The following is a 21979-nucleotide window of genomic DNA, read 5'->3' on the forward strand; positions in this document are numbered from 1 at the left end:
TCCATAGGGTAGGAATGAAGTGACGAGGTCATGATGGCAATTCAGGGTATTGAAGGAGTGGTGCAGCAGTTGCAAGCCACGGCGGTTCAGGCTGGAGCGCTGCGACAAAACGATCCGGTGCAGGGAGCAAGCTTTGCCAATGAGTTAAAGGCGGCTCTCGGTAAGATCAGCGAGACTCAACAAACTGCGCGCCAGCAAGCACAGGATTTTGAATTGGGTGTGCCAGGTATCAGTTTGAACGACGTGATGGTCGATCTGCAAAAATCTTCGGTTTCATTGCAACTGGGTGTGCAGGTGCGTAATAAACTGGTTGCGGCTTATCAAGACGTCATGAATATGGCGGTCTAGGGGTAAATAAAGGGTGGCTATAGCACACAACAGATAATCTGTTCTGTATTGGCGTAAGCCTCCCTAATGTGATTCTCAGTGGTTTTCGACCCGTTTGCCCAATCAATAAATCATGGCAAGCCGGTGTCTTGAGCGTCGGCGGTGTTTTTTATGGGCAACGCCAATCTTTTTACTATCAATAACTTTGGCATGTTTCTTAAAGGAAAAAAGGCATAAAACAGTCAGCGATGCTACCAAATACTCCATTATCTTATCCTCCTTGAAATTGGTTAATTAAGCTAATATTTGTAGTTATTGTCCTAAATGTCAATTAACCGGGGTGTAAATTAGATATATCCTTATGGCACCCAGGAGCTATCTTATATTTTTATCTGGAGTCGTTCTTTGTCGATCGTAGCCTATGTAAAAAGTATTGACTGACGGTGAGGAGATTGAGTCTCATTCAAACACTGGCTGAGAACTGCGAATTGTGTAACTTAAAGAAATACCTCTGTTTTATTGAAAGACCTAATTCCTGTTGTGCGGTGGTTGTTATTTTTTCGACCGTGCTTTGGAGTATGCTGATGCCGTTGTGGATAAGGTGAAGGATACACAGCTTTGGCAAGGATGTTATTTTTTCTAGGAAATAATCGCGCTAATAGTATTTATTCGGGAAAGGTGATGAGCACTAAAAGTGAAGTAAGATGGCGTTTTTTCAGCATTGTCATGTTAATTGTGTTGGCCGTATTGACCTATGTGTTAGTTAAGCTCAACTGATGTACGGGCCACTCAGGGTGGCCTTCGTCACATCCTCAGCCTGCCGTTGTTAAAACCAGCACCTATTCCTCTACCGTATTTAGCCATGGATATGCCGTGGGCTGCGCGGCGGTGGGCTGCATAATTCGCTGGTGCCCACGGATGGCGGTAGGTGCGAAGCCGAATCGTTTACGGAAGCGTTCGGCAAAACGAGAAGAACTCTCATAGCTCACATATTGTGCAATGGCGGAAATCGGCCAGTCTGTGGCCTGCAATAGCAGCAGCGCGCGGCTCATACGTACATCGATCATCAGGCTGCGCAAGGCGCTATTCTCCGCCGACAGTTTACGCCGCAGCACCACCTCGCTCATCATCAGATTTTCAGCCACTTCGGCGGCGGTCCAAATCCGTTGCGGATCGCTTGCCAGCAAGCGGCGCACCTGCTGGGTCAGATTATTGACTTCCTGATGAATAAAGCGAATCCCCAGGTGTGCCAGCCAGAGTAGGATTTCGCACATTTTATGGCGGATAATCATCTGGGGAAAACGATCGTGCAGCGTCAGTGCCAGCGCCGCGGTTTCAAAACTGTGCAAGAACGGGCAGGGCAGCTTCGTCAGCGTCGTGACGCCGGTGAAAGGGAGAGGCGGCGCGATAGGCGTATTGGCTACCGTATCAAACAGCAAGGGATCGCAAATCAGCAGTTGGCAGCTGAATATTCCGCTGTCTGAAAGGCTATTAATCACATCTGCGGTTAGCCCACCTTCTACGATCAACAGTTCCCCAGCGCGAGCTACCACCTCCCGCTGCTGCCACCGTATACGTGTTTGCCCTTGCTGGATCAAAAACAGATGCGTCTGCTCAAAATAGAGCGACGGAAGTCGCAGTTCAGTATGCTGAATGATGTGTGCTGAGGCACCGATCCCGGGACAAAAATTAATTAAGCGTTCCATCAATATTCATTTCATCGTTATTATCTACGAATATCTTTACGCTTTGCTGGGGGATGGAGCAACATTTTTTCGCCTGTTGCCGATCACAACTCGGTAATTTACTTGTCAAGAATCAGTTTCCTGTTGAACAGAAAACGTCCGTGTCGGGATAAAGTGTTATCCATTAAATCGGCAATAGTGCCAGCGGTTTGCATTTTCATGCATTACCTGCCATACGAATTATTCAAATCTCATGCGTTTATATTATGGTGCAATGGGATAATAATAGTGTTTTATCCTATTAATTACTTAGGACAGACGGTAAAACATAAGATTTATCTTGGTTGTGGCTCACCAAGCAGCAAAGCGCGGTCATGGAATTGACCGTAGGTGCTGTTGACCACGCTCTGGCGGGTAGACTGCCCGATCAACACCGTTAACTCGTCCATGCGCAGCTGCATTAGTCGCTTCAGTTCGGTTTCGTTTTTGAGGATTTGCTGCAATTTACCGCGTAAAATATCCTGCAAGCTCGAAGATGGCTCAGGGATACCCGCCAGTTGGGCGGTTTTTTCTACCGCCTGGACATAGATGATCTCCATTTCAATCAGCGCATCCCACTGGCCAGCCTGCGCCAGGGTGATCATCTGCTCGCTCAGGGTATGGATCTGTTGATAGGCCGATAGCAGTTGTTGGTGGTGTTCCATTATACGCCGTCCTGAACGGGTTGATAATTGGGGCCAATTTGGCGCCAGGCGTCGGCAATGTTCTCCAGCAGCCCGCTGACTTCGTCAAGGGCCGCGACATCATTGTGCAGGTTAGCCTGCATCAGACGGCGTTTCATATAGTCATATAAGGCTGCGAGATTATCGGCGATCTCCCCCCCCTGTTCATGATTGAGGCCATTTTTTAGCCCGTTATCAATGATATTAATTGCTTTTGAGATCGCCAGCCCCTTGCCGGCGATATTCCCCTGATTCATCAGAATGCGTGCACGAAGCAGGGCGCTGAGCGCCCCGTCGAATAGCATTACGATGAGCTGGTGCGGGCTGGCACCCATCACGCCACTTTCTACACTAACCTGGGCGTAAGCCTGGGTTCCGCTGCGGTTGTACATGCTATTTTACCTGGTTAACGCGCCTATTTAGACGTGAACTGTTGGGTTAAATAATTACTGGTACCATTCAGTTTCGACATCATGGTATCCAACTGAACAAATTGCTGTTTGTAACGATCGATAGAGCTTTGAATGCTTTCGGTCACGCGGGTGATTTGGGTATTCAAACGGTCGAGGTTGGTATTGATACTCTTGGTCGAGTTCTCAATCACGCCACCGGCCTTGATATAGTTTTGGATCTCATTGTGGATTTCCGTCGCCATACCGCTCTCCTTGCCATCACCCGCGAAGAAATTGGCCACCTGATCGGGTTTTTCATCGATCGCTTTTTTCAGCTTTTCGCTGTCCAATTCCAGTTTGCCGGTTTTGGTATTGGTAGTAATACCCAGGTTGCCCAGGCCCTTCAGCTCCGGGTTATCCTGTGCGGCGCTCAGCGCACTCTTAATGGAGGATTGGATGCCGCGCAGCGTATTGTCGCCCAGCAATGCCCCATTTTTGTTGTTCTGTGCTTCGCCACTCTTTACTGGGGTGTATTTGGTCAGGGAATTAAAGGTATCCAACAGCGAGTTATAGCTATCAACCCAAGCCTTGACCTTGTCCGAGGTGCCGCTTTTATCGGCGGTGACCACCAGGTTCTGCGGTTCGCCCGGTTTGGTGGTGGTTTTCAGATCCAGCGTCACCCCTTGCAGGGCGTCGGCGACCGAATTGGTGCTGCGCTTGATGGTGGTGCCGTTAATGGTCAACTCGGCATCCTGGCCTTTGACCGTTTCCTTCATCGCGTTGCTGGTGCTGGTAGGATCATAATTTAAGATCGCCCCCAGTTTATCGTCATTATTGACTTGCACCTTGACCGTATTTTTTTCGCCGGTGGTGGAGGAACTGATGGCCAACTGATAGTCGTTGTCGCCCACGCGCATGATGGTGGCGTTCACCCCGGCTTTGGCGCCGTTAATCGCATCACGCATTTCCAGCAGTGAGGTTTGATCGTCACCTAGCGGGATTTTGACCTCTTTGGGCGGGTTGCCGGCGGTGATCGAAATCGAACGATCGCTGGCGCCGCTAGTGCCCAGCTTTTCCGCTTGATCTTTAATATCGGCCTTTGTCGTCAAGGTTTGCGGCTGTGCCAGGTGCAGCACCTCGACGCTATAGTTACCCGGGACCGATTTGGCGGTGGTAGTCACGTTAAACTGATCGTGAGTGGTGGCGGTAGTATTGTTAAAGAATTCTGGCTTGGCCAAATCCTTGCTCAGGTTATCGAATTTTTCCAGCGAGCTTTTCAGCGTGCCGTAGGCAGTCAGCTTGGCGTTATAGCTGGTTTGCTGAGTAGTATAAGGTGTCAGACGTTGTTGTTCCGCCTTGGTCAGCTTGTCCAGCAAGCCGTTGAGGTCCAGCCCTGAGCCGATGCCTAATGAACTAATCGATGCCATTCGTGATTCTCCTATGGTCAATGACTTTTACGCTCTATGCGTTATCGGCTCAGTATTCAAAAAGTTTACGGATAAATAGAAAAAACGATGGCGCAGTAGAAGAGGGAAAAACAGCGTTATTCGCGCCATTGGCGAAAAGTGAAAAAAACGCAAAAAAAATCTAAAGGTTGTGGGGGGAGCGCCGATACCTGAGGAGACGGTGGTTGACGCCGTGGACCAACAAGGTCCGAACCCTTTAATTGTGAATGCGAACGTCGCAACTGATTCGTAAGGAAAGCAAATTATGGCACAAGTAATTAATACCAACAGCCTGTCGTTGATGGCGCAGAACAACCTGAACAAATCTCAGTCTTCTCTGGGGACCGCTATCGAGCGTCTGTCTTCCGGTCTGCGTATCAACAGCGCGAAGGATGATGCTGCGGGTCAGGCGATCTCTAACCGTTTCACCGCTAACATCAAAGGCCTGACTCAGGCTTCCCGTAACGCTAACGACGGTATCTCTCTGGCGCAGACCACTGAAGGCGCACTGAACGAAGTCAACGACAACCTGCAGAACATCCGTCGTCTGACCGTGCAGTCTCAGAACGGTTCTAACTCATCCAGCGACCTGCAGTCAATCCAGGATGAAATCTCTCAGCGTCTGAACGAAATCAACCGTATTTCAGAGCAAACCGACTTCAACGGCGTGAAAGTGTTGAGCAGCGACCAGAAACTGACCATTCAAGTCGGTGCCAACGATGGTGAAACCATCGATATCGATCTGAAAGATATCAATGCCAAGACTCTGGGCTTGGATAAGTTCAGCGTAGCAAACCCAATCGATACTGCCAAAGTGGGCGGAACAGCATTGACTGCTGTTGATAAAATGGGGCCACCGGCTATTCAGGCTGATGGTAACGCAGCGACAAAAACCAGCGATGGCAAACTTTACACTGCGAATGGCACTGATTTCTTTGTAAAAGCTACCGATGGTGCTATTTACGATGCAACGGTTGCCACTGACGGTAAAGTGACCTGGGATTCTACCACTGCGACCACTAACCCAACCGCAGGGATCAAGGAACAGGCTCAAGTTAAAGTTGGTACCACCGCCGTTACTGGCCTGACCGGTAGTGATGAACTGCGTACCTATACAGATCCAGCCGGTAAATCAGGTTATATGGTTAAAGGTAAGGATGACAACGGTAACGACGCTTACTATGCAGCTACTGTAGATGCATCTGGCAAAGTAACCAAAGGCGCGCAACAGTCTACCGATCCAAAAACTGCTGACCCACTGGCAACTTTGGACAAAGCTCTGTCACAGGTTGACGGCCTGCGTTCTTCCTTGGGTGCGGTACAGAACCGTTTCGATTCTGTAATCAACAACCTGAACAGCACCGTTAACAACCTGTCTGCTTCCCAGTCTCGTATTCAGGATGCTGACTACGCGACCGAAGTGTCCAACATGAGCCGTGCCAACATCCTGCAACAGGCTGGCACCTCTGTTCTGGCCCAGGCTAACCAGTCTACCCAGAACGTACTGACCCTGCTGCGTTAATCGACTTTCTCCGATTAGCCTTGTCATCCAAACCCTGCTTCGGCAGGGTTTTTTGTCTTCTGCTGCCGTCTGGGTTTTTACATGGCACAAATAAAGCCCGTTTTGTACGGCTGTTCAGACGATTGGTATTGCGCCTGCTACGGATAATAGTCATGACTCCGTTATCCGCAGGTTAGACATAGTGAGCGATCTGTATACCGCCGAAGGCGTCATGGACAAAAATTCTCTCTGGCTGCGCTACGTTCCGCTAGTGCGCCACGAGGCGTTGCGCCTGCAGGTTCGGCTGCCCGCCAGCGTGGAACTGGACGATCTGCTGCAAGCAGGGGGAATAGGGCTGTTAAACGCCGTTGAGCGTTACGATGCCCTACAAGGAACGGCCTTCACGACCTATGCCGTGCAGCGTATTCGCGGTGCAATGCTCGACGAGTTGCGTAGCCGCGACTGGGTGCCGCGCAGCGTACGCCGCAATGCTCGGGAAGTGGCGCGCATGATGCAGCAGTTGGAACAGCGGCTTGGCCGCCCGGCCAGCGAAGTGGAGGTGGCACAGGGGCTGGATGTCTCGCTGGACGAGTATCGCCAGATCCTGCTGGACACCAATAATAGTCAGCTATTTTCCTACGACGAATGGCAGGAAGAGCATGGCGACAGCGCCGAACCGGTGCTGGAAGGTCATGAAGCTGCCAATCCGCTGCATCAACTGTTGGAAGGCAATCTGCGCCAGCGGGTGATCGATGCCATCGAGGCGCTGCCGGAACGCGAAAAACTGGTGCTGACGTTGTATTACCAGGAGGAGTTGAATCTGAAGGAAATTGGCGCAGTGCTTGATGTGGGTGAGTCGCGAGTCAGCCAGTTGCACAGCCAGGCGATTAAACGCCTGCGGGCACGTCTGGCCCAGAACAACTGAGCCCCAAAGCCTGCCTCCCTAACCAACCTGATTACTGCCGCAATAAATGGACTGCAAATGATGCCAGGAAAACAGTTGAAGAAACGGCCACTCAGCCGCTACCTGAAAGATTATAAACACAGCCAAACCCATTGCTCCCAGTGCGAGAAGGTGCTCGACCGCATGGCGCTGGTGTTCCGTGGCAAGATCATCAATAAGGAAGCCATCGCCCGGATGGATCAGCCGATTGACGATCTGGTCTGGCAAAACGTGCAAAGCGAGTTGACCGCGCTATGCCGGTTTTGTAGTGAAATCTCCTGTAATAGTCACCCCAGCTACTTCGACATCATGGCGTTTAAACAGTATCTGTTTGAACAGACCGAGATGAACCACAGCACCATCCGCGAATATGTCGTGCGCCTGCGGCGCCTGGATGAAATGCTGGTGGCACACAACTATCCTGCCGATCAGTTTGCCAGCGCGTTCAACCATCAGCGTATTATTGACGATCTGCCACCGGCGGCGAGCGATAACTATCGCATCGCGCTGCGCAAATACGACCAGTACCTGGCCTGGCAAAAAAGCTACTGAGTGATCTGACCCGGTCGGTTGGCCGGGTTACCTTGCACCCACCCCCACGAATAAAGAGTGATTATTCAGAGCACATCTGATAAATCTATCACTCAAACACCGTTATTTTATTCCCTGGGGGAAGTTGTGGATCTGCAACAGCAACTGGCGCAATTCCCGCGCCTGGATTTGGTTGGCTCTGCCACGCCGCTCGAAAAGTTATCCCGCCTTTCAGACTACCTTGGCCGCGAAATTTATATCAAACGTGACGACGTCACGCCGATGGCAATGGGTGGCAACAAGCTGAGAAAGCTCGAGTTTTTAGCCGCCGACGCGGTACGCCAAGGGGCCGACACCTTGGTTACTGCCGGTGCCATTCAATCCAACCACGTTCGCCAGACTGCCGCCGTGGCGGCCAAGCTCGGCCTGCAATGCGTTGCGCTGTTGGAAAACCCCATCGATACCAAAGCGGAAAACTACCTCAGTAACGGTAATCGTCTGCTGCTCGATCTGTTCAATGTTGAAGTGGTGATGTGCGATGCCTTGCACGATCCGCAGATGCAGCTGGCCGATCTCGCCACACGTTTGGAAGCCCAGGGTTTCCGTCCTTATGTCATCCCCGTAGGTGGTTCCAACGCGCTCGGCTCATTGGGCTATGTGCAGTGTGCGCTGGAAATTGCTGCGCAAAGCCATGGCGTTACCTTCAGTTCGATCGTGGTGGCATCCGGCAGTGCCGGGACGCACGCCGGTCTGGCGGTGGGGCTACAGCAACTGCTGCCTGAGAGCGAACTGATTGGCGTGACCGTTTCCCGCAAGGTGATCGATCAGTTACCGAAGGTTGAACAGTTGCAAAAGGCGGTCGCCTGTTCGCTGGATATTGACGAGTTGGCCCCCATTACCCTGTGGGATGACTATTTTGCCCCGCAGTACGGTATGCCGAATGACGAAGGTATGGCGGCGGTGAAGCTGCTGGCGCAGCAGGAAGGTGTGCTGCTGGACCCGGTCTATACTGGTAAGGCGATGGCGGGGTTGATTGATGGCATCAGCCAGAAACGTTTTCGCGATGAAGGTCCGATCCTGTTCGTGCATACCGGTGGGGCACCGGCGCTGTTCGCCTATCACCCGCAGGTCTGATGCCGAGCACAGTTGTTATTCCATTTAGAACTATAGTTATTAGGTTATATTCCTTTATGAAGTATCTATGACTGTTAAAGTCATGAAATCAAAAAGATAAACAACAGATGGGGTGTCTATGGTCTTTTCAAAATTTCGTCGTCAACTGCTGCTGGGTGTGATGGCCGTGGCGCTGACCACCGGCTTGAACGTGAAAACCTACGCGGCCGATAACTTGCTCGATCAGGTCAAGCAGCGCGGCACGCTGATCGTTGGGCTGGAAGGCACCTATCCGCCGTTCAGCTTCCAGGGCGAGGACGGCAAACTGACCGGCTTCGAGGTGGATTTCGCTAATGCACTGGCGGAACATCTGGGGGTGAAGGCCAAGCTCAATCCAACCAAATGGGATGGCATGTTAGCCTCGCTGGAGTCCAAGCGTATCGACGTGGTGATTAACCAGGTCACTATCTCCGATGAGCGTAAGAAAAAGTACGATTTCTCTACCCCGTACACCGTTTCCGGTATCCAGGCGCTGGTGAAGAAAGGCAATGAAGGCATTATTACCAAGGCCGACGACCTGAAGGGTAAAAAGGTCGGCGTGGGTCTGGGCACCAACTACGAACAGTGGCTGCGTGACAACGTGCAGGGTGTTGATGTGCGTACCTACGACGATGACCCAACCAAGTATCAGGATCTGCGCGTAGGCCGCATCGATGCCATTTTGGTCGACCGTCTGGCGGCGTTGGATCTGGTGAAGAAAACCGGTGATACGCTGGCTGTCGCTGGCCCGGCATTCTCTCGCCAGGAAGCTGGTGTAGCGGTGCGTAAAAATAATCCGGAACTGCTGGCCGCTATCAATCAGGCGATTGCCGAAATGCAGAAAGACGGGACGTTGGCTAAGATCTCTGAAAAATGGTTTGGCGCGGACGTAACTAAATAATGCAAGAGAGTATTCAACTGGCGCTGGATTCAGCGCCATTTTTATTACGGGGTGCGCTGTTAACCCTCCAGCTCAGTCTGGGTGGTATGGCGCTCGGTTTGATCCTCGGGTTTTTGCTGGCGCTGATGCGCCTTTCGCCGTTATGGCCGATCTCCTGGCTGTCACGAATCTACGTTTCCCTGTTTCGCGGTACGCCGCTGATCGCCCAGCTGTTTATGATCTATTACGGCTTACCGCAGTTTGGCATTGAGCTGGATCCGTTCCCGGCGGCATTAATCGGCCTTTCGTTAAACACCGCAGCCTATACGTCGGAAACGCTGCGTGCGGCGATTTCCTCGATCGATAAAGGGCAGTGGGAAGCGGCGGCCAGTATCGGTATGACGCCTTGGCAGACCCTGCGCCGGGTGATCCTGCCGCAGGCGGCTCGCACCGCGCTGCCTCCGCTGGGCAACAGCTTTATCGGTTTGGTCAAGGATACCTCGCTGGCGGCGACCATTCAGGTGCCGGAGCTGTTCCGTCAGGCGCAGCTGATCACCTCACGTACGCTGGAAGTGTTCGCCATGTATCTGGCGGCATCGCTGATCTACTGGGTGATGGCCACCTTGCTTTCCGCGTTGCAGAACCGCCTGGAAGCGCACGTTAACCGTCAGGATCAGGAGTAGCCGATGAGCGCCATCGAAGTCAGACAGTTGGTTAAAAAGTTCAAAGGGCAGACCGTATTACACGGCATCGATCTTGAGGTGAACGCGGGTGAAGTGGTGGCGATTATCGGGCCGAGTGGTTCCGGTAAGACGACCTTGCTACGCAGCATCAACCTGCTGGAGGTGCCGGATTCTGGCACTATCCGTGTCGGTGACATTTTGATCGACAGCGCTCGCCCGCTGAGCAAACAAAAAAATCAGGTACGGGCCCTGCGCCAGCAGGTGGGCTTTGTGTTTCAGAGCTTCAATCTGTTTCCCCACCGTTCGGTGCTGGAAAACATCATTGAAGGACCGGTGATCGTTAAAGGAGAGGCCAAGGCCAGCGCTGAAAAGCTGGCGCGTGTCCTGTTGGCAAAAGTGGGGCTGAGCGGTAAAGAGCAGGCTTACCCTAAACGTTTGTCCGGCGGCCAGCAGCAGCGCGTAGCCATTGCCAGGGCGTTAGCGATGCAGCCCGAGGTCATTTTGTTTGATGAACCGACCTCTGCGCTGGATCCTGAACTGGTTGGTGAAGTGCTCAATACCATTCGCGCCTTGGCAGAAGAGAAACGCACCATGGTGATCGTCACCCACGAAATGAGCTTTGCCCGTGATGTGGCCGATCGCGCCATTTTTATGGATCATGGCCGCATTGTCGAACAGGGGCCCGCGAAGGCGTTGTTTGCCAACCCGCAGCATCAGCGAACCAAGCAGTTTCTGGATAAGTTTCTCAATCAGTGAGTTTGTCAGGGGGCGATGCCCCCTTAACCTCGTTACCCTGCCTTTAACAACTCATTACGCGCTGCGGCGGCGAGAAATGCGCTGCGGCTGCCATAACCCGGGTGCTGCTGCACCAACGAATCAATACGGTTGAGCAACCTGTGGGGCAACGTGATATTGATGCGTTCTGCCCGGCCATCGAACTTGTCCATATTGATATCCACCAGTAACCACTGGCCGCCATTAAGGGCGTCGTTGCCCTGAGCCAGATGGAAGGACACTGCTTGTGGGCGTGGAATGGCCTGATTCTCTTCGCTCAATAATTCAAAGTGGGCATCCAGCGCGCTTTTGGCATCCTGGAAGGTCTGATCGAGACTGTCTCCGGCAAAGTAGCAGCCTGGCACATCGGGAAAAAAGCCGCTGGCGCTGCCATCGGGCTCGGCATGTATATAAGCGGGATAAAACATAGTGTTACCTCGTCATTGCGAAATGGTCTAGGAATTAAGCAACCCTGCATCCTTCATGATTTGCCGCAGCGTTCCCAATTTCACATCCTTATTGGGATGAGGCACGGTGATCACCAACGGTGAGTTGGGGTGTTTGAATTGATGGTGGCTGCCTTTGATCCGTTGTAAAACCCAACCATGGCATTCGAGTCGTTTAATCAGTTCTGAACTTTTCACCTGTTCATTCCTTATAATACACACCATACACATTTATTGGCAAGGAGATGAATACGGTATCGGCTGACTTTTGTGCAGGCAATAAAAAACCCCGCGTCAATGCGGGGTTTGCGAAGAGGCTCGCAATTGGGGCTGCCATCTTCATTCTGCCAGGGCTTTTGGGATGTTCGTGGTGCTACTGGCTACTCAACAGAATCTATTAGTGAAAGGCAGAAGAGAATTCGCAGACCACTTCCTTAACGCTGCTAATCTTGCCAATGCCGCCAGCGGCGCCAGATACCGTGATCACCCCATAGTGGTGGTCTCCGTCTAACATACCTGTCTTGATGATGCCCACTTCGCTCTCGCCGCGTCCCGCGCGGATACTCTCGGTGGCGATGACGCGAATATCTCCCGCCGGAGTATTAATTTCAACCAACTCCTCAGACTGAACGTCGACAATCGCTTGCTTGGTATTGAGGCTGGCAGGGGATTCAAACGTGGTGATAAAACGTGTGCCGACATAGATCCCGGCAGCTCCCATTGCCATGGCCGCCTTTGCGGTTTTCAGGTTATAGATACCTCCGGCGGCAATCACCGGGATTTTGACCACATCGGTGACCTGGGGCAGTAAAACCAGGGTGCTGATACGGTGTTCACTCAGGTGTCCTCCAGCCTCATGGCCGGTGACAATGATCGCATCCACCCCGATATTTTCCGCCATGATGGAGTTCTCAACTGTCGGTGAGATTTCGCGGTGAATAACGATAACTCCAGCCTCTTTCAGCCTGCGGATGTATGCTTCACCTTTGGTAATATCCTTACCACTGGTTATGACGATGTTAATTTTTTCCTGCAGGATGGCCTCCAGTAACGGCTCGGCGTATTTAAAGCTGATATCGACTCCTTCGATGGGCAGGAGATAATTAACGGCAAAGGGTTTATCCGTTAAGCTTCGGGTTTTCCTTATTTCCTGGCGGAAAGCTTCTACGGTCGCAACTATTCCGCCATTGGCAACCTGGCGTCCGGCATTCGGGCCTAATACTCCCAGCCCCCCAGCGTTGGATACCGCAGCGGCCAGTTCGGCTGAGTTCAGCCACACCATGGAGGCTTGGATAACCGGTGTTTCGATCGCCAATAAACTCTGTAATTTCATGATTCCATTCCTTAGTAAAGTTTTGCGCAGGACGATCCTTACAGGTTATGTAACGATCGTTATTTAATGACCATACGCGCAGAGTGGCGATGATGCAATCATATTTTGTAATGATCGTTATTTTAAGTGGTACCATGGTATATACTGGGGCAATATTTTATAGTGATCGTTACATAAATGGTGTCACCAAGGCCCAGGAGCCCTATACATGAGAAAGGATCTACCGGAGCGGCCTGCACGTGGCAGGCCTAAAAAACTCGATCGCGACGATGTGCTGGAGAAGGCTATGGGGTTGTTCTGGCGCTTTGGCTATGAACCTACGTCGATGTCTCAACTGATTGAGGAAACAGGCACCAAACCCTCTTCGCTATACGCTGAGTTTGGTAGCAAGGAAGGCTTATTCTGTGCGGCGGTGGATAAGTATCTGGCCACTTACGGCCACGCCAGAGATGTAATCCTTGAACAGGACGATCTCCCTTTGCCACAGGTGATTGAGCAGTTGCTGCGGACTTGCGTTGATTGGTTTACCGACACAGAGACTCCCGCCGGCTGCTTTATGGTTGTTGCCACTTTTGGGATGTCTGCTGAGGATGAGGCGTTATTTAACCAGCTTAGCCAGCCAAGAAATTCCGCAGAGAAAAAAATTGTCGAGTGCCTGGAGCTGCGCGTTCGCCGGGGAGAACTGCCGGAAAACACCAACTGTGCTCTGTTGGGTAAGTACATTGCCAATGTCATCCAGGGCATGTCTGTGCAAGCCCGCAATGGCGCAACCCGAGAAGAGCTCTCTGGGTTGGTGGATATCTTTATGGATCAATGGCAAGCGATATCCTCATCCTGACGGCTTTTGAACTGCCATACCTCAGACAATAAAAAACCCCGCATTGCTGCGGGGTTGGCGATGTTACTCGAAATTTGGCGATTAACCGATCGTCATCAGGCTGGCGTTACCCCCGGCGGCAGCGGTGTTGACGCTTAATGAGCGTTCGATCAACAGGCGCTCCAACAGGATATTGGTTTCACCGCGAGCGAAGCCCTGCACCGAGACAATGGCACCGCTGCGTTGAGCAATCTGCTCACACAGGGTGCGCAGCTGATCGGCGTCGCCGTGATAGATGGCCGCATCAAACTCGACTTTATCCTGAGCCCAATCCTTGGTGAAACCGATCCGTGCCTGTACGGCGGCTGGCAAGCTGCGATACAGCGTACGCTGCAATTCCGCTTCCGGCCACAGCGCCTGGCTGCCAACCGCCAGCACGGCGGCCAACTGGTTCAGCGCATCGGCGTTGTTGTCCGCCAGGCACAGCACGCGTTCACGTGGCAGCAGGGCGTAAGTGTTGCGTTCCCCGGTTGGGCCTGGCAGCGGGCGAACGGTGCCACCCTGACCCAGTTCGGCGTATTGTTGCGCCAGAACTGCCAACTCGCGATGGTTCTCTGCTACGGCCCATTGTTCCAAAGCCTGATGCGGCACAAGCAGCGTAGGGCGCACGCTAGCCTCCAGAGGACGCTCGTTATCCTGGCGATTCAGAGTGCGCTGCACGGCATCCTGTGGACGGCTGGCCAGCAGGCGGTACAGATAGAGTGGACCACCGGCTTTCGGCCCGGTGCCAGATAATCCCTCGCCGCCAAACGGCTGCACGCCTACCACTGCACCCACCATATTGCGGTTAACATACAGGTTACCTACCTTGGCATGATCGGTGACTCTGGCGATGGTTTCATCGATACGCGTATGGATACCCAGCGTCAGACCATAGCCTGAAGCATTGATCTGATCGACCAACGCGCCCAGGTTGGCACGTTGGAAGCGAACCACGTGCAGTACCGGGCCAAAGATCTCTTTTTGCAGCTCGTCAAAGCTTTCCAGTTCGATCAGCGTTGGTTTCACAAAGGTGCCGCGAGCCCACTCTTTTTCATCATCTCCCAGGCTTTTTGCCGCCTGATAAACTTTGCGGCCCTTGGCACGCATGGCCTGGATATGGCGTTCAATGCCGGTTTTGGCTTCGGCGTCAATCACCGGGCCAATGTCGGTAGACAGGCGTTCCGGGTTGCCCATCCGGCATTCGGCCATCGCCCCGCGCAGCATTTTCAGAGTGTGTTCTGCCACGTCTTCTTGCACGCAAAGGATGCGCAGGGCAGAGCAACGCTGCCCGGCACTGTCGAAGGCGGAGGCCACGACGTCGGTCACCACCTGTTCGGTCAGGGCGGAAGAGTCGACGATCATCGCATTCAAACCGCCGGTTTCGGCAATCAACGGCGTCGGGCGGCCTTGAGGATCAAGGCGGCCTGCAATGTTGCGTTGCAGAATGCCCGCAACGTCGGTAGAGCCGGTGAACATCACGCCGCGTACACGGGAATCATTGACCAATAGGGAACCGACGGTTTCACCCTGGCCAGGCAACAGTTGCAGAACACCCTGAGGAATACCAGCCTCTAGCAGGATGCGTACCGCCTGGGCGGCGACCAACGGCGTCTGTTCTGCCGGTTTTGCCAGCACGCTGTTACCGGCGGCAAGGGCGGCGGCAACCTGACCGGTGAAGATGGCCAGCGGGAAGTTCCACGGGCTGATGCAGACTACCGGCCCTAACGGGCGATGGCTGTCGTTGGCGAAGTCGTCACGCACTTGGCCAGCGTAGTAATGCAGAAAATCAACCGCTTCACGGACTTCTGAGATGGCGTTATTGAAGGTTTTACCCGCCTCACGCACCAGGATCCCCAGCAGGCTTTGCAGTTGGCTTTCCATCAGCTCTGCCGCGCGTTCTAAAATGGCAGCACGTTCGGAAGGTGGGGTAGCAAACCAGATCGGCCCGGCAGCGGCAGCAGAGTCTAATGCCCGGCTGACCTCACCTTCGGTGGCCTCACGCACATAGCCGACAATATCACCCGGTTCGGCTGGGTTGATCACCGGTTGTTCAACTCCTTGATCCAACGGAGCATCAATAATCGGCTCGGCACGCCATTGTTGGCTTGCGCTGGTGAGCAGGGCGCTGGACAGCGAAGCCAGCCGCTGTTCGTTGGCAAGATCCAGGCCGCTGGAGTTAACGCGTTTTTCACCATATAGCTCACGCGGCAACGGAATGCGCGGATGCGGTAAACCTATGCGGCCTTCGCTAGCCGCCATGGCCTCGACCGCGCTGACCGGATCGGCTACCAGTTCGTCGAGCGGCAGGGTGGCATCGGCAATACGGTTAACGAATGAGGTATTGGCCCCGTTTTCCAACAGACGGCGTACCAGATAGGCCAGCAGCGTTTCGTGCGTGCCGACTGGCGCATAAATACGGCAAGGGCGGTTCAACTTGCCGTCGGCCACTTTACCTACCACCTGTTCGTACAGCGGTTCGCCCATGCCATGCAGACACTGGAATTCGTACTGGCCAGGATAGTAGTTATTGCCTGCCAGATGATAGATGGCGCTGAGGGTATGGGCGTTGTGGGTAGCAAACTGCGGATAAATCAGGTTCGGTACCGCCAGCAGCTTGCGGGCGCAGGCCAGATAGGAAACGTCGGTATACACTTTGCGGGTATACACCGGGTAACCTTCCAGACCATCCATCTGGGCGCGCTTGATTTCGCTGTCCCAGTAAGCGCCTTTAACCAGGCGGATCATCAGGCGACGACGGCTGCGGCTGGCCATATCGATCACCGCATCAATGGCAAACGGGCAGCGCTTCTGGTAAGCCTGAATAACAAAGCCAATGCCGTTCCAACCGGCCAACTGCGGCTCAAAGCACAGCTTTTCCAGCAGATCGAGGGAGATTTCCAGGCGATCGGCCTCTTCGGCATCGATATTGATACCGATATCGTATTGGCGCGCCTGCAACGTCAGCGACAGCAAGCGTGGATACAGCTCTTCCATCACGCGATCGTACTGGGCACGGCTGTAACGCGGGTGTAGCGCCGAGAGTTTTATCGAGATGCCCGGGCCTTCATAGATGCCACGGCCATTGGAGGCTTTGCCGATAGCGTGGATTGCTTGCTGATAGGAAACCAGATAGGCCTGCGCATCGGCTTCGGTCAGTGCGGCTTCACCCAGCATGTCGTAAGAGTAACGGAAGCCTTTGTCTTCCAACTTACGTGCGTTGGCCAGCGCTTCGGCGATGGTTTCACCGGTCACAAACTGTTCGCCCATCAGGCGCATCGCCATGTCGACCCCTTTACGGATCAACGGCTCGCCGCGCTTACCGATGATGCGGTTCAGTGCGCTGGAGAGATTGGCTTCATTATGGGTAGATACCAGCTTGCCGGTAAACAGCAGGCCCCAGGTTGCGGCGTTGACGAACAGCGAAGGGCTGCGGCCAAGGTGGGAGTGCCAGTTGCCGTTGCTGATTTTGTCGCGGATTAACGCATCGCGCGTTGGCTTGTCTGGAATACGCAGCAGTGCTTCGGCCAGGCACATCAGAGCCACCCCTTCCTGAGAAGAGAGCGAAAACTCCTGCAGCAACCCTTGCACCATACCGGCACGACCGTTGGCACTCTTCTGGTTACGCAGCTTTTCGGCAATGCCATAGGCCAGTTTATGGGTGGCCTGTGCCAGATCGGCAGGTAAACGCGCCTGTTCGAGCAGCATTGGCACCGCTTCAGTTTCCGGGCGGCGGTAGGCGGCGGTGATAGCCGCACGAGTGACGGACTGCGGCAGGATCTGTTCAGCAAACTCAAGGAAAGGCTGATGGGACTCTTCTGGCACCTGCGGCGTAACATCATCCGCTTCTGCCTGGTTGGTTGCGGCCAGCGTCGGAATTTCTGGCAGATCGGAACCACTCTCCAGACGCTCAAGATAATTGAAAATAGCCTGCTTGATTAACCAGTGTGGCGTGCGGTCAATTCGTTGTGCCGCGCTCTTGATGCGATCGCGGGTTGCTTCATCGAGCTTCACGCCCATTGTGGTAGTGCCCATGCCAATCCAGCTCCTGTGTTTGGAACCCCTCCCAACCGGCGAGATTAGGGGCGCTCCGTAGAGTAATGAGGTTTTTGATGCCGACAATATCCTGCATGTTGCAACTTTGTGCAACCTTGTTAAATGTGGCCTGGTGGCGAAGTGTGACTCCAATCGATTTTTTAACATCTGAGCACTGCGGATGACGGGCAGATAAGCGGGGTTGTGGTGTAAGACTAGGGTATTTCCCTGTATTAATCAGGGTTAAGTAAGAGGTGCAACTCACTCCTGCTGTGATGAGTACAACCTTGACAGCCAATAAATGTGAGCTGGCGTGAGTTTCGTGTGACTTTTTTGTTAAATCTCTTGTTGGTTGTTGACTGCCTCAACTAGGATAGCCAGCGTTCAGACCATGATGGGTATAAACGCTGTTCGCTCGCCACCATCGCAATGCGCCTCGTTCCGGCACTTGGCGGGTGAAATTACTGACATAAAAATACCCGATAACTTTCAATAGGCTGCTAACATACGGCGGCTTGAAAGGGAGAAGGGAATAAGAATTGGAGAGTTTAAGATAATGAACACACCTATGCTGGTGACCTTCGTGGTCTACATTCTTGGGATGGTAGTGATCGGCCTGCTGGCCTATCGGGCCACCAACAACTTTGACGATTACATTCTGGGTGGCCGCAGCCTGGGCAGCGTGGTGACCGCGCTCTCCGCCGGAGCATCCGACATGAGCGGCTGGCTGCTGATGGGGTTACCAGGTGCGATTTTCCTTTCCGGTATTTCGGAGAGCTGGATCGCCATCGGGCTGACCATCGGTGCCTACCTGAACTGGAAGCTGGTGGCAGGGAGGTTGCGCGTCCATACCGAAGCCAACAACAATGCCTTGACGCTGCCGGACTACTTCACCAGCCGTTTTGAGGATAACAGCAAACTGCTGCGGGTGATTTCCGCCATCGTGATCCTGGTGTTCTTCACCATCTATTGCGCTTCCGGCATTGTGGCCGGTGCGCGCCTGTTTGAAAGCACCTTCGGCATGACCTACGCTACCGCGCTGTGGGCCGGAGCAGCCGCTACCATTCTGTATACTTTTATCGGCGGGTTCCTGGCGGTCAGTTGGACCGATACCGTGCAGGCTAGCCTGATGATTTTTGCGCTGATCCTCACGCCGGTGATCGTCATCTTCGCCGTGGGCGGCATCGACAGTTCGATGCTGGTGATCGCGGCTAAAAACCCGGCCAACCTGGATATGATGAAAGGGCTGAATCTGGTGGCTGTCCTGTCGTTGCTGGGCTGGGGCTTGGGCTACTTTGGTCAGCCGCATATTCTGGCGCGCTTTATGGCGGCGGATTCCCACCGCACCATCCGTAGCGCTCGCCGCATCAGTATGACCTGGATGATCCTCTGCCTGGCGGGGACCATTGCGGTTGGTTTCTTCGGCATCGCTTACTTTGCCAATAACCCGGATCAAGCGGGCAATGTGACGCAAAACGGCGAGCGGGTCTTTATCGAACTGGCCATGTTGCTGTTTAACCCATGGATTGCCGGGATCCTGCTGTCGGCTATTCTAGCGGCGGTGATGAGCACCCTGAGCTGTCAGCTGCTGGTCTGTTCGAGTGCGATCACTGAAGACCTGTACAAAGCCTTCTTGCGCAAAGGGGCCAGCCAGCGTGAGCTGGTGTGGGTAGGGCGTGCGATGGTGTTGGTGGTGGCACTGGTGGCGATTGCCCTGGCGGCTAACCCGGAGAACCGCGTGCTGGGTCTGGTAAGTTATGCCTGGGCCGGCTTTGGTGCCGCATTTGGCCCGGTGGTGCTGATTTCGGTGATGTGGTCGCGCATGACCCGTAACGGCGCGCTGGCCGGTATGCTGGTGGGGGCGATCACCGTGATCGTCTGGAAGCATTACGCCTGGCTGGATCTGTATGAAATCATTCCAGGCTTTGTGTTTGGCTGTATCGCCATCGTGGCGGTTAGCCTGATGGGGCGCCAGCCTTCGGCAACCATCACCAAACGTTTTGATCTGGCAGAGGCTGAGTTCAAAACGGTCTAAATCCGCCTTAATCTCTCCCCGGCAATCGGGGAGAGATCCGCTTTCCTCATTACTACTCTCACCAAGCTGTAACAACTAGCGACATTTGATTAATAAAAATCACACTTCCGCCTCTTGTTTTTCTTTTCAGTAGAATGATAATCACTATCGTTCTGGTTTACTTTTCTTTACATTGCCGCAGCCTGGTCGATTCGGCGCCAGCGGCTGACTACAAACGCCTTTTCAGGGGTTAATATTCTATGTTTGTTCCTTTCCTTATCATGTTCCGTGAGGGGTTAGAGGCTGCGCTGATCGTCAGTTTGATCGCCAGCTATCTGAAGCGGACTCAACGCGGTCAATGGCTTGGTGTGGTATGGATTGGGGTGATCGTCGCCGTTGCTCTGTGCCTGGCGTTAGGTATCTTCATCAATGAAACCACCGGCGAGTTTCCACAAAAACAGCAAGAGCTGTTTGAAGGGCTGGTAGCGGTGGTGGCGGTGTGTATTCTGACCTATATGGTGTTCTGGATGCGCAAGGTTTCCCGCTCGGTGAAGGTGCATCTTGAAGGGGCGATTGATAACGCCCTCAACTCGAGCAAAAGGCAAGGGTGGGCGTTGGTGGCGATGGTGTTTTTTGCCGTTGCCCGTGAGGGGCTGGAGTCGGTGTTCTTTCTGCTGGCTGCGTTTCAGCAGGATGTGGGCATTGCCGCGCCAATCGGTGCCATGCTCGGCCTGGCGTGCGCCATCGTGGTGGGCATGCTGATCTATTGGGGCGGCATCAAACTGCATCTGGCCAAGTTCTTCAAATGGACCAGCCTGTTTATTCTGTTCGTGGCTGCGGGCTTGGCCGCCGGGGCGATCCGTGCCTTCCACGAGGCTGGATTATGGAACCACTTCCAGGATATCGCGTTCGACCTCAGCAACCAGCTATCCACGCATTCACTGCTGGGCACCCTGTTAGAGGGAATGTTTGGCTATCAGGAAGCGCCATCGGTCAGCGAAGTGGCGGTCTATTTCCTGTATCTGATCCCTGCTCTGATTTTCTTTTTCCTGCCGCAGCGTACGGAGTCCTCTGCGATCCCGGCGCAACGCAAGACACATCACTAATTTAATAGGGAATTCCGTATGTCTACTCCGTTATTTCGCCGCAAGGCATTGCACGCCGCATTACTGGCCGTTCCTGCTTTCGCGCTGAGTCTCAACGCGCTGGCTGCGGATATCCCTCGGGTTTTGGTGACCGTTAACGACAAACAGTGTGAGCCGATGCAGTTGACCCTGCCCGCCGGTAAAACCCAGTTTGTGGTGCATAACACCAGCCAAAAAAACCTGGAGTGGGAAATCCTCAAAGGCGTGATGGTGGTGGAAGAGCGTGAAAATATCGCGCCAGGTTTCACCCAGAAAATGACGGCAAACCTCGAGCCGGGCGAATATGACATGACCTGTGGGCTGTTGAGCAACCCGAAAGGCAAGCTTGTCGTCACGGCTGCGGGTGCGGTAGCTGATGGCAAACCAAATGTGATGGATTTGGTTGGCCCGATTGCCGAATATAAAGTCTATGTCACCAAGGAAGTTGAAGGGCTGGTCAAGCAGACCAAGCTGTTTACTGATGCGATCAAAGCCGGTGATGTGGCCCAGGCCCGCAAGCTTTATGCGCCAACCCGTCAGCACTACGAGCGTATCGAACCTATTGCCGAGCTGTTCTCCGATTTGGACGGCAGCATCGACGCCCGTGAAGACGACTATGAGAAAAAAGCCGAAGATCCAAAATTCACCGGTTTCCACCGTCTGGAGAAAGCGCTGTTCGCCGACAACACCACCAAGGGCATGAATGAGTATGCCGATGGTTTGTACAAAGACACGCTGGAGTTGCAAAAACGTATCGGTGAACTGACCTTCCCGCCAAGCAAAGTGGTGGGTGGTGCTGCTGGCCTGATTGAAGAAGTGGCGGCCAGCAAGATCAGCGGTGAAGAAGATCGCTACAGCCGGACCGACCTGTGGGATTTCCAGGCCAACGTTGATGGCGCCCAGAAGATTGTGAACCTGTTGCGTCCGCTGTTGGAAAAGGCCAACCAGCCGCTGCTGGCGAAGATCGACGCCAACTTTAAAACCGTCGATACCATCCTGGCTAAATACAAGACCGCAGAGGGTTATGAGTCTTACGAGAAGCTGACCACCGCGGATCGTAATGCGATGAAAGGGCCGATCACTACGCTGGCAGAAGACCTGTCACAGTTGCGTGGCGTACTGGGTCTGGATTAAGG

Annotated in this window: 20 protein-coding genes; 12 read left to right on the plus strand and 8 right to left on the minus strand. The window is 53.6% G+C overall.

The window, feature by feature from the left end:
* Positions 1–33 precede the first annotated feature (33 nt).
* Entirely contained in the window at positions 34–348 is a 315-nt protein-coding gene (gene fliE, locus A6U95_RS08930; protein ID WP_024528887.1) for a flagellar hook-basal body complex protein FliE, read from the plus strand.
* Between the two features lie 818 nt (positions 349–1166).
* Here the strand turns inward: fliE and A6U95_RS08935 are convergent.
* From A6U95_RS08935 to fliD, 4 genes are all read right to left on the minus strand, one after another.
* Entirely contained in the window at positions 1167–2033 is an 867-nt protein-coding gene (locus A6U95_RS08935) for a helix-turn-helix transcriptional regulator (protein WP_065684209.1), read from the minus strand.
* A 314-nt stretch (positions 2034–2347) separates the two neighbouring features.
* Positions 2348–2716, minus strand: coding sequence for a flagella biosynthesis regulatory protein FliT (gene fliT / locus A6U95_RS08940; RefSeq protein ID WP_065684210.1), 369 nt, complete (start codon positions 2714–2716; stop codon positions 2348–2350).
* Complete coding sequence (gene fliS, locus A6U95_RS08945) at positions 2716–3126, minus strand: flagellar export chaperone FliS (RefSeq protein ID WP_024528884.1); 411 nt, start codon at positions 3124–3126, stop codon at positions 2716–2718. Before fliS ends, fliT begins: the two co-directional genes overlap by 1 nt.
* A 23-nt stretch (positions 3127–3149) precedes the next feature.
* Complete coding sequence (fliD, locus tag A6U95_RS08950) at positions 3150–4553, minus strand: flagellar filament capping protein FliD (protein ID WP_065684211.1); 1404 nt, start codon at positions 4551–4553, stop codon at positions 3150–3152.
* A 283-nt stretch (positions 4554–4836) separates the two neighbouring features.
* On the opposite strand from fliD, the gene A6U95_RS08955 reads away from it, so the two are divergent.
* From A6U95_RS08955 to tcyN, 7 genes are all read left to right on the plus strand, one after another.
* Positions 4837–6093, plus strand: a complete 1257-nt coding sequence (locus tag A6U95_RS08955; protein ID WP_065684212.1) for a FliC/FljB family flagellin — start codon at positions 4837–4839, stop codon at positions 6091–6093.
* A 181-nt stretch (positions 6094–6274) separates the two neighbouring features.
* Positions 6275–6997, plus strand: coding sequence for an RNA polymerase sigma factor FliA (locus A6U95_RS08960; protein ID WP_065684213.1), 723 nt, complete (start codon positions 6275–6277; stop codon positions 6995–6997).
* 60 nt (positions 6998–7057) lie between these two features.
* Positions 7058–7567, plus strand: a complete 510-nt coding sequence (gene fliZ / locus A6U95_RS08965; RefSeq protein ID WP_065684264.1) for a flagella biosynthesis regulatory protein FliZ — start codon at positions 7058–7060, stop codon at positions 7565–7567.
* Between the two features lie 126 nt (positions 7568–7693).
* Positions 7694–8680 carry a D-cysteine desulfhydrase gene (locus tag A6U95_RS08970; RefSeq protein ID WP_065684214.1) on the plus strand — a complete coding sequence of 329 codons (987 nt, stop codon included), beginning with the start codon at positions 7694–7696 and terminating at the stop codon, positions 8678–8680.
* A gap of 118 nt (positions 8681–8798) precedes the next feature.
* A complete protein-coding gene (tcyJ, locus tag A6U95_RS08975; RefSeq protein ID WP_024528878.1) occupies positions 8799–9599 on the plus strand; it encodes a cystine ABC transporter substrate-binding protein in 801 nt (266 codons plus the stop codon).
* Positions 9599–10261 carry a cystine ABC transporter permease gene (gene tcyL / locus A6U95_RS08980; RefSeq protein ID WP_021180972.1) on the plus strand — a complete coding sequence of 221 codons (663 nt, stop codon included), beginning with the start codon at positions 9599–9601 and terminating at the stop codon, positions 10259–10261. Before tcyJ ends, tcyL begins: the two co-directional genes overlap by 1 nt.
* Positions 10262–10264: 3 nt before the next feature.
* Positions 10265–11017, plus strand: coding sequence for an L-cystine ABC transporter ATP-binding protein TcyN (gene tcyN, locus A6U95_RS08985; protein ID WP_021805696.1), 753 nt, complete (start codon positions 10265–10267; stop codon positions 11015–11017).
* Positions 11018–11049: 32 nt separating this feature from the next.
* On the opposite strand, the gene A6U95_RS08990 is transcribed toward tcyN, so the two are convergent.
* The 3 genes from A6U95_RS08990 to A6U95_RS09000 form a co-directional block, all read right to left on the minus strand.
* Positions 11050–11463 carry a type II toxin-antitoxin system HicB family antitoxin gene (locus A6U95_RS08990; protein WP_065684215.1) on the minus strand — a complete coding sequence of 138 codons (414 nt, stop codon included), beginning with the start codon at positions 11461–11463 and terminating at the stop codon, positions 11050–11052.
* A 27-nt stretch (positions 11464–11490) separates the two neighbouring features.
* On the minus strand, positions 11491–11679 hold the full coding sequence (locus A6U95_RS08995; protein ID WP_065684216.1) for a type II toxin-antitoxin system HicA family toxin: 189 nt from the start codon (positions 11677–11679) through the stop codon (positions 11491–11493).
* 199 nt (positions 11680–11878) lie between these two features.
* Positions 11879–12814 (minus strand): nitronate monooxygenase, encoded by a 936-nt coding sequence (locus tag A6U95_RS09000; RefSeq protein WP_065684217.1) that lies wholly within the window; start codon positions 12812–12814, stop codon positions 11879–11881.
* A 208-nt stretch (positions 12815–13022) separates the two neighbouring features.
* Between A6U95_RS09000 and A6U95_RS09005 the strand changes: the two genes are divergently transcribed.
* Entirely contained in the window at positions 13023–13652 is a 630-nt protein-coding gene (locus A6U95_RS09005; RefSeq protein ID WP_065684218.1) for a TetR/AcrR family transcriptional regulator, read from the plus strand.
* An 81-nt stretch (positions 13653–13733) separates the two neighbouring features.
* On the opposite strand, the gene putA is transcribed toward A6U95_RS09005, so the two are convergent.
* Positions 13734–17705: a trifunctional transcriptional regulator/proline dehydrogenase/L-glutamate gamma-semialdehyde dehydrogenase gene (putA, locus tag A6U95_RS09010; protein WP_065684219.1), complete on the minus strand. Its 3972-nt coding sequence runs from the start codon at positions 17703–17705 to the stop codon at positions 13734–13736.
* Positions 17706–18261: 556 nt separating this feature from the next.
* Between putA and putP the strand changes: the two genes are divergently transcribed.
* From putP to efeO, 3 genes are all read left to right on the plus strand, one after another.
* A complete protein-coding gene (gene putP, locus A6U95_RS09015) occupies positions 18262–19740 on the plus strand; it encodes a sodium/proline symporter PutP (protein WP_139102346.1) in 1479 nt (492 codons plus the stop codon).
* A gap of 239 nt (positions 19741–19979) precedes the next feature.
* A complete protein-coding gene (efeU, locus tag A6U95_RS09020; protein ID WP_065684221.1) occupies positions 19980–20825 on the plus strand; it encodes an iron uptake transporter permease EfeU in 846 nt (281 codons plus the stop codon).
* 18 nt (positions 20826–20843) lie between these two features.
* Positions 20844–21977, plus strand: a complete 1134-nt coding sequence (gene efeO, locus A6U95_RS09025; RefSeq protein WP_065684222.1) for an iron uptake system protein EfeO — start codon at positions 20844–20846, stop codon at positions 21975–21977.
* The last annotated feature ends 2 nt before the right edge of the window (positions 21978–21979 follow it).

Origin of the sequence: Serratia sp. 14-2641 (assembly GCF_001692375.1) — a bacterium.
GTDB lineage: Bacteria > Pseudomonadota > Gammaproteobacteria > Enterobacterales > Enterobacteriaceae > Chania > Chania fonticola_C.

Coding starts and splice junctions, on each gene's coding strand:
- fliE (WP_024528887.1), top strand. CDS start 34: ATGGCAATTCAGGGTATTGAAGGAGTGGTGCAGCAGTTGCAAGCCACG.
- A6U95_RS08935 (WP_065684209.1), bottom strand. CDS start 2,033: ATGGAACGCTTAATTAATTTTTGTCCCGGGATCGGTGCCTCAGCACAC.
- fliT (WP_065684210.1), bottom strand. CDS start 2,716: ATGGAACACCACCAACAACTGCTATCGGCCTATCAACAGATCCATACC.
- fliS (WP_024528884.1), bottom strand. CDS start 3,126: ATGTACAACCGCAGCGGAACCCAGGCTTACGCCCAGGTTAGTGTAGAA.
- fliD (WP_065684211.1), bottom strand. CDS start 4,553: ATGGCATCGATTAGTTCATTAGGCATCGGCTCAGGGCTGGACCTCAAC.
- A6U95_RS08955 (WP_065684212.1), top strand. CDS start 4,837: ATGGCACAAGTAATTAATACCAACAGCCTGTCGTTGATGGCGCAGAAC.
- fliZ (WP_065684264.1), top strand. CDS start 7,058: ATGCCAGGAAAACAGTTGAAGAAACGGCCACTCAGCCGCTACCTGAAA.
- tcyJ (WP_024528878.1), top strand. CDS start 8,799: ATGGTCTTTTCAAAATTTCGTCGTCAACTGCTGCTGGGTGTGATGGCC.
- tcyL (WP_021180972.1), top strand. CDS start 9,599: ATGCAAGAGAGTATTCAACTGGCGCTGGATTCAGCGCCATTTTTATTA.
- tcyN (WP_021805696.1), top strand. CDS start 10,265: ATGAGCGCCATCGAAGTCAGACAGTTGGTTAAAAAGTTCAAAGGGCAG.
- A6U95_RS08990 (WP_065684215.1), bottom strand. CDS start 11,463: ATGTTTTATCCCGCTTATATACATGCCGAGCCCGATGGCAGCGCCAGC.
- A6U95_RS09000 (WP_065684217.1), bottom strand. CDS start 12,814: ATGAAATTACAGAGTTTATTGGCGATCGAAACACCGGTTATCCAAGCC.
- A6U95_RS09005 (WP_065684218.1), top strand. CDS start 13,023: ATGAGAAAGGATCTACCGGAGCGGCCTGCACGTGGCAGGCCTAAAAAA.
- putA (WP_065684219.1), bottom strand. CDS start 17,705: ATGGGCACTACCACAATGGGCGTGAAGCTCGATGAAGCAACCCGCGAT.
- putP (WP_139102346.1), top strand. CDS start 18,262: ATGAACACACCTATGCTGGTGACCTTCGTGGTCTACATTCTTGGGATG.
- efeU (WP_065684221.1), top strand. CDS start 19,980: ATGTTTGTTCCTTTCCTTATCATGTTCCGTGAGGGGTTAGAGGCTGCG.
- efeO (WP_065684222.1), top strand. CDS start 20,844: ATGTCTACTCCGTTATTTCGCCGCAAGGCATTGCACGCCGCATTACTG.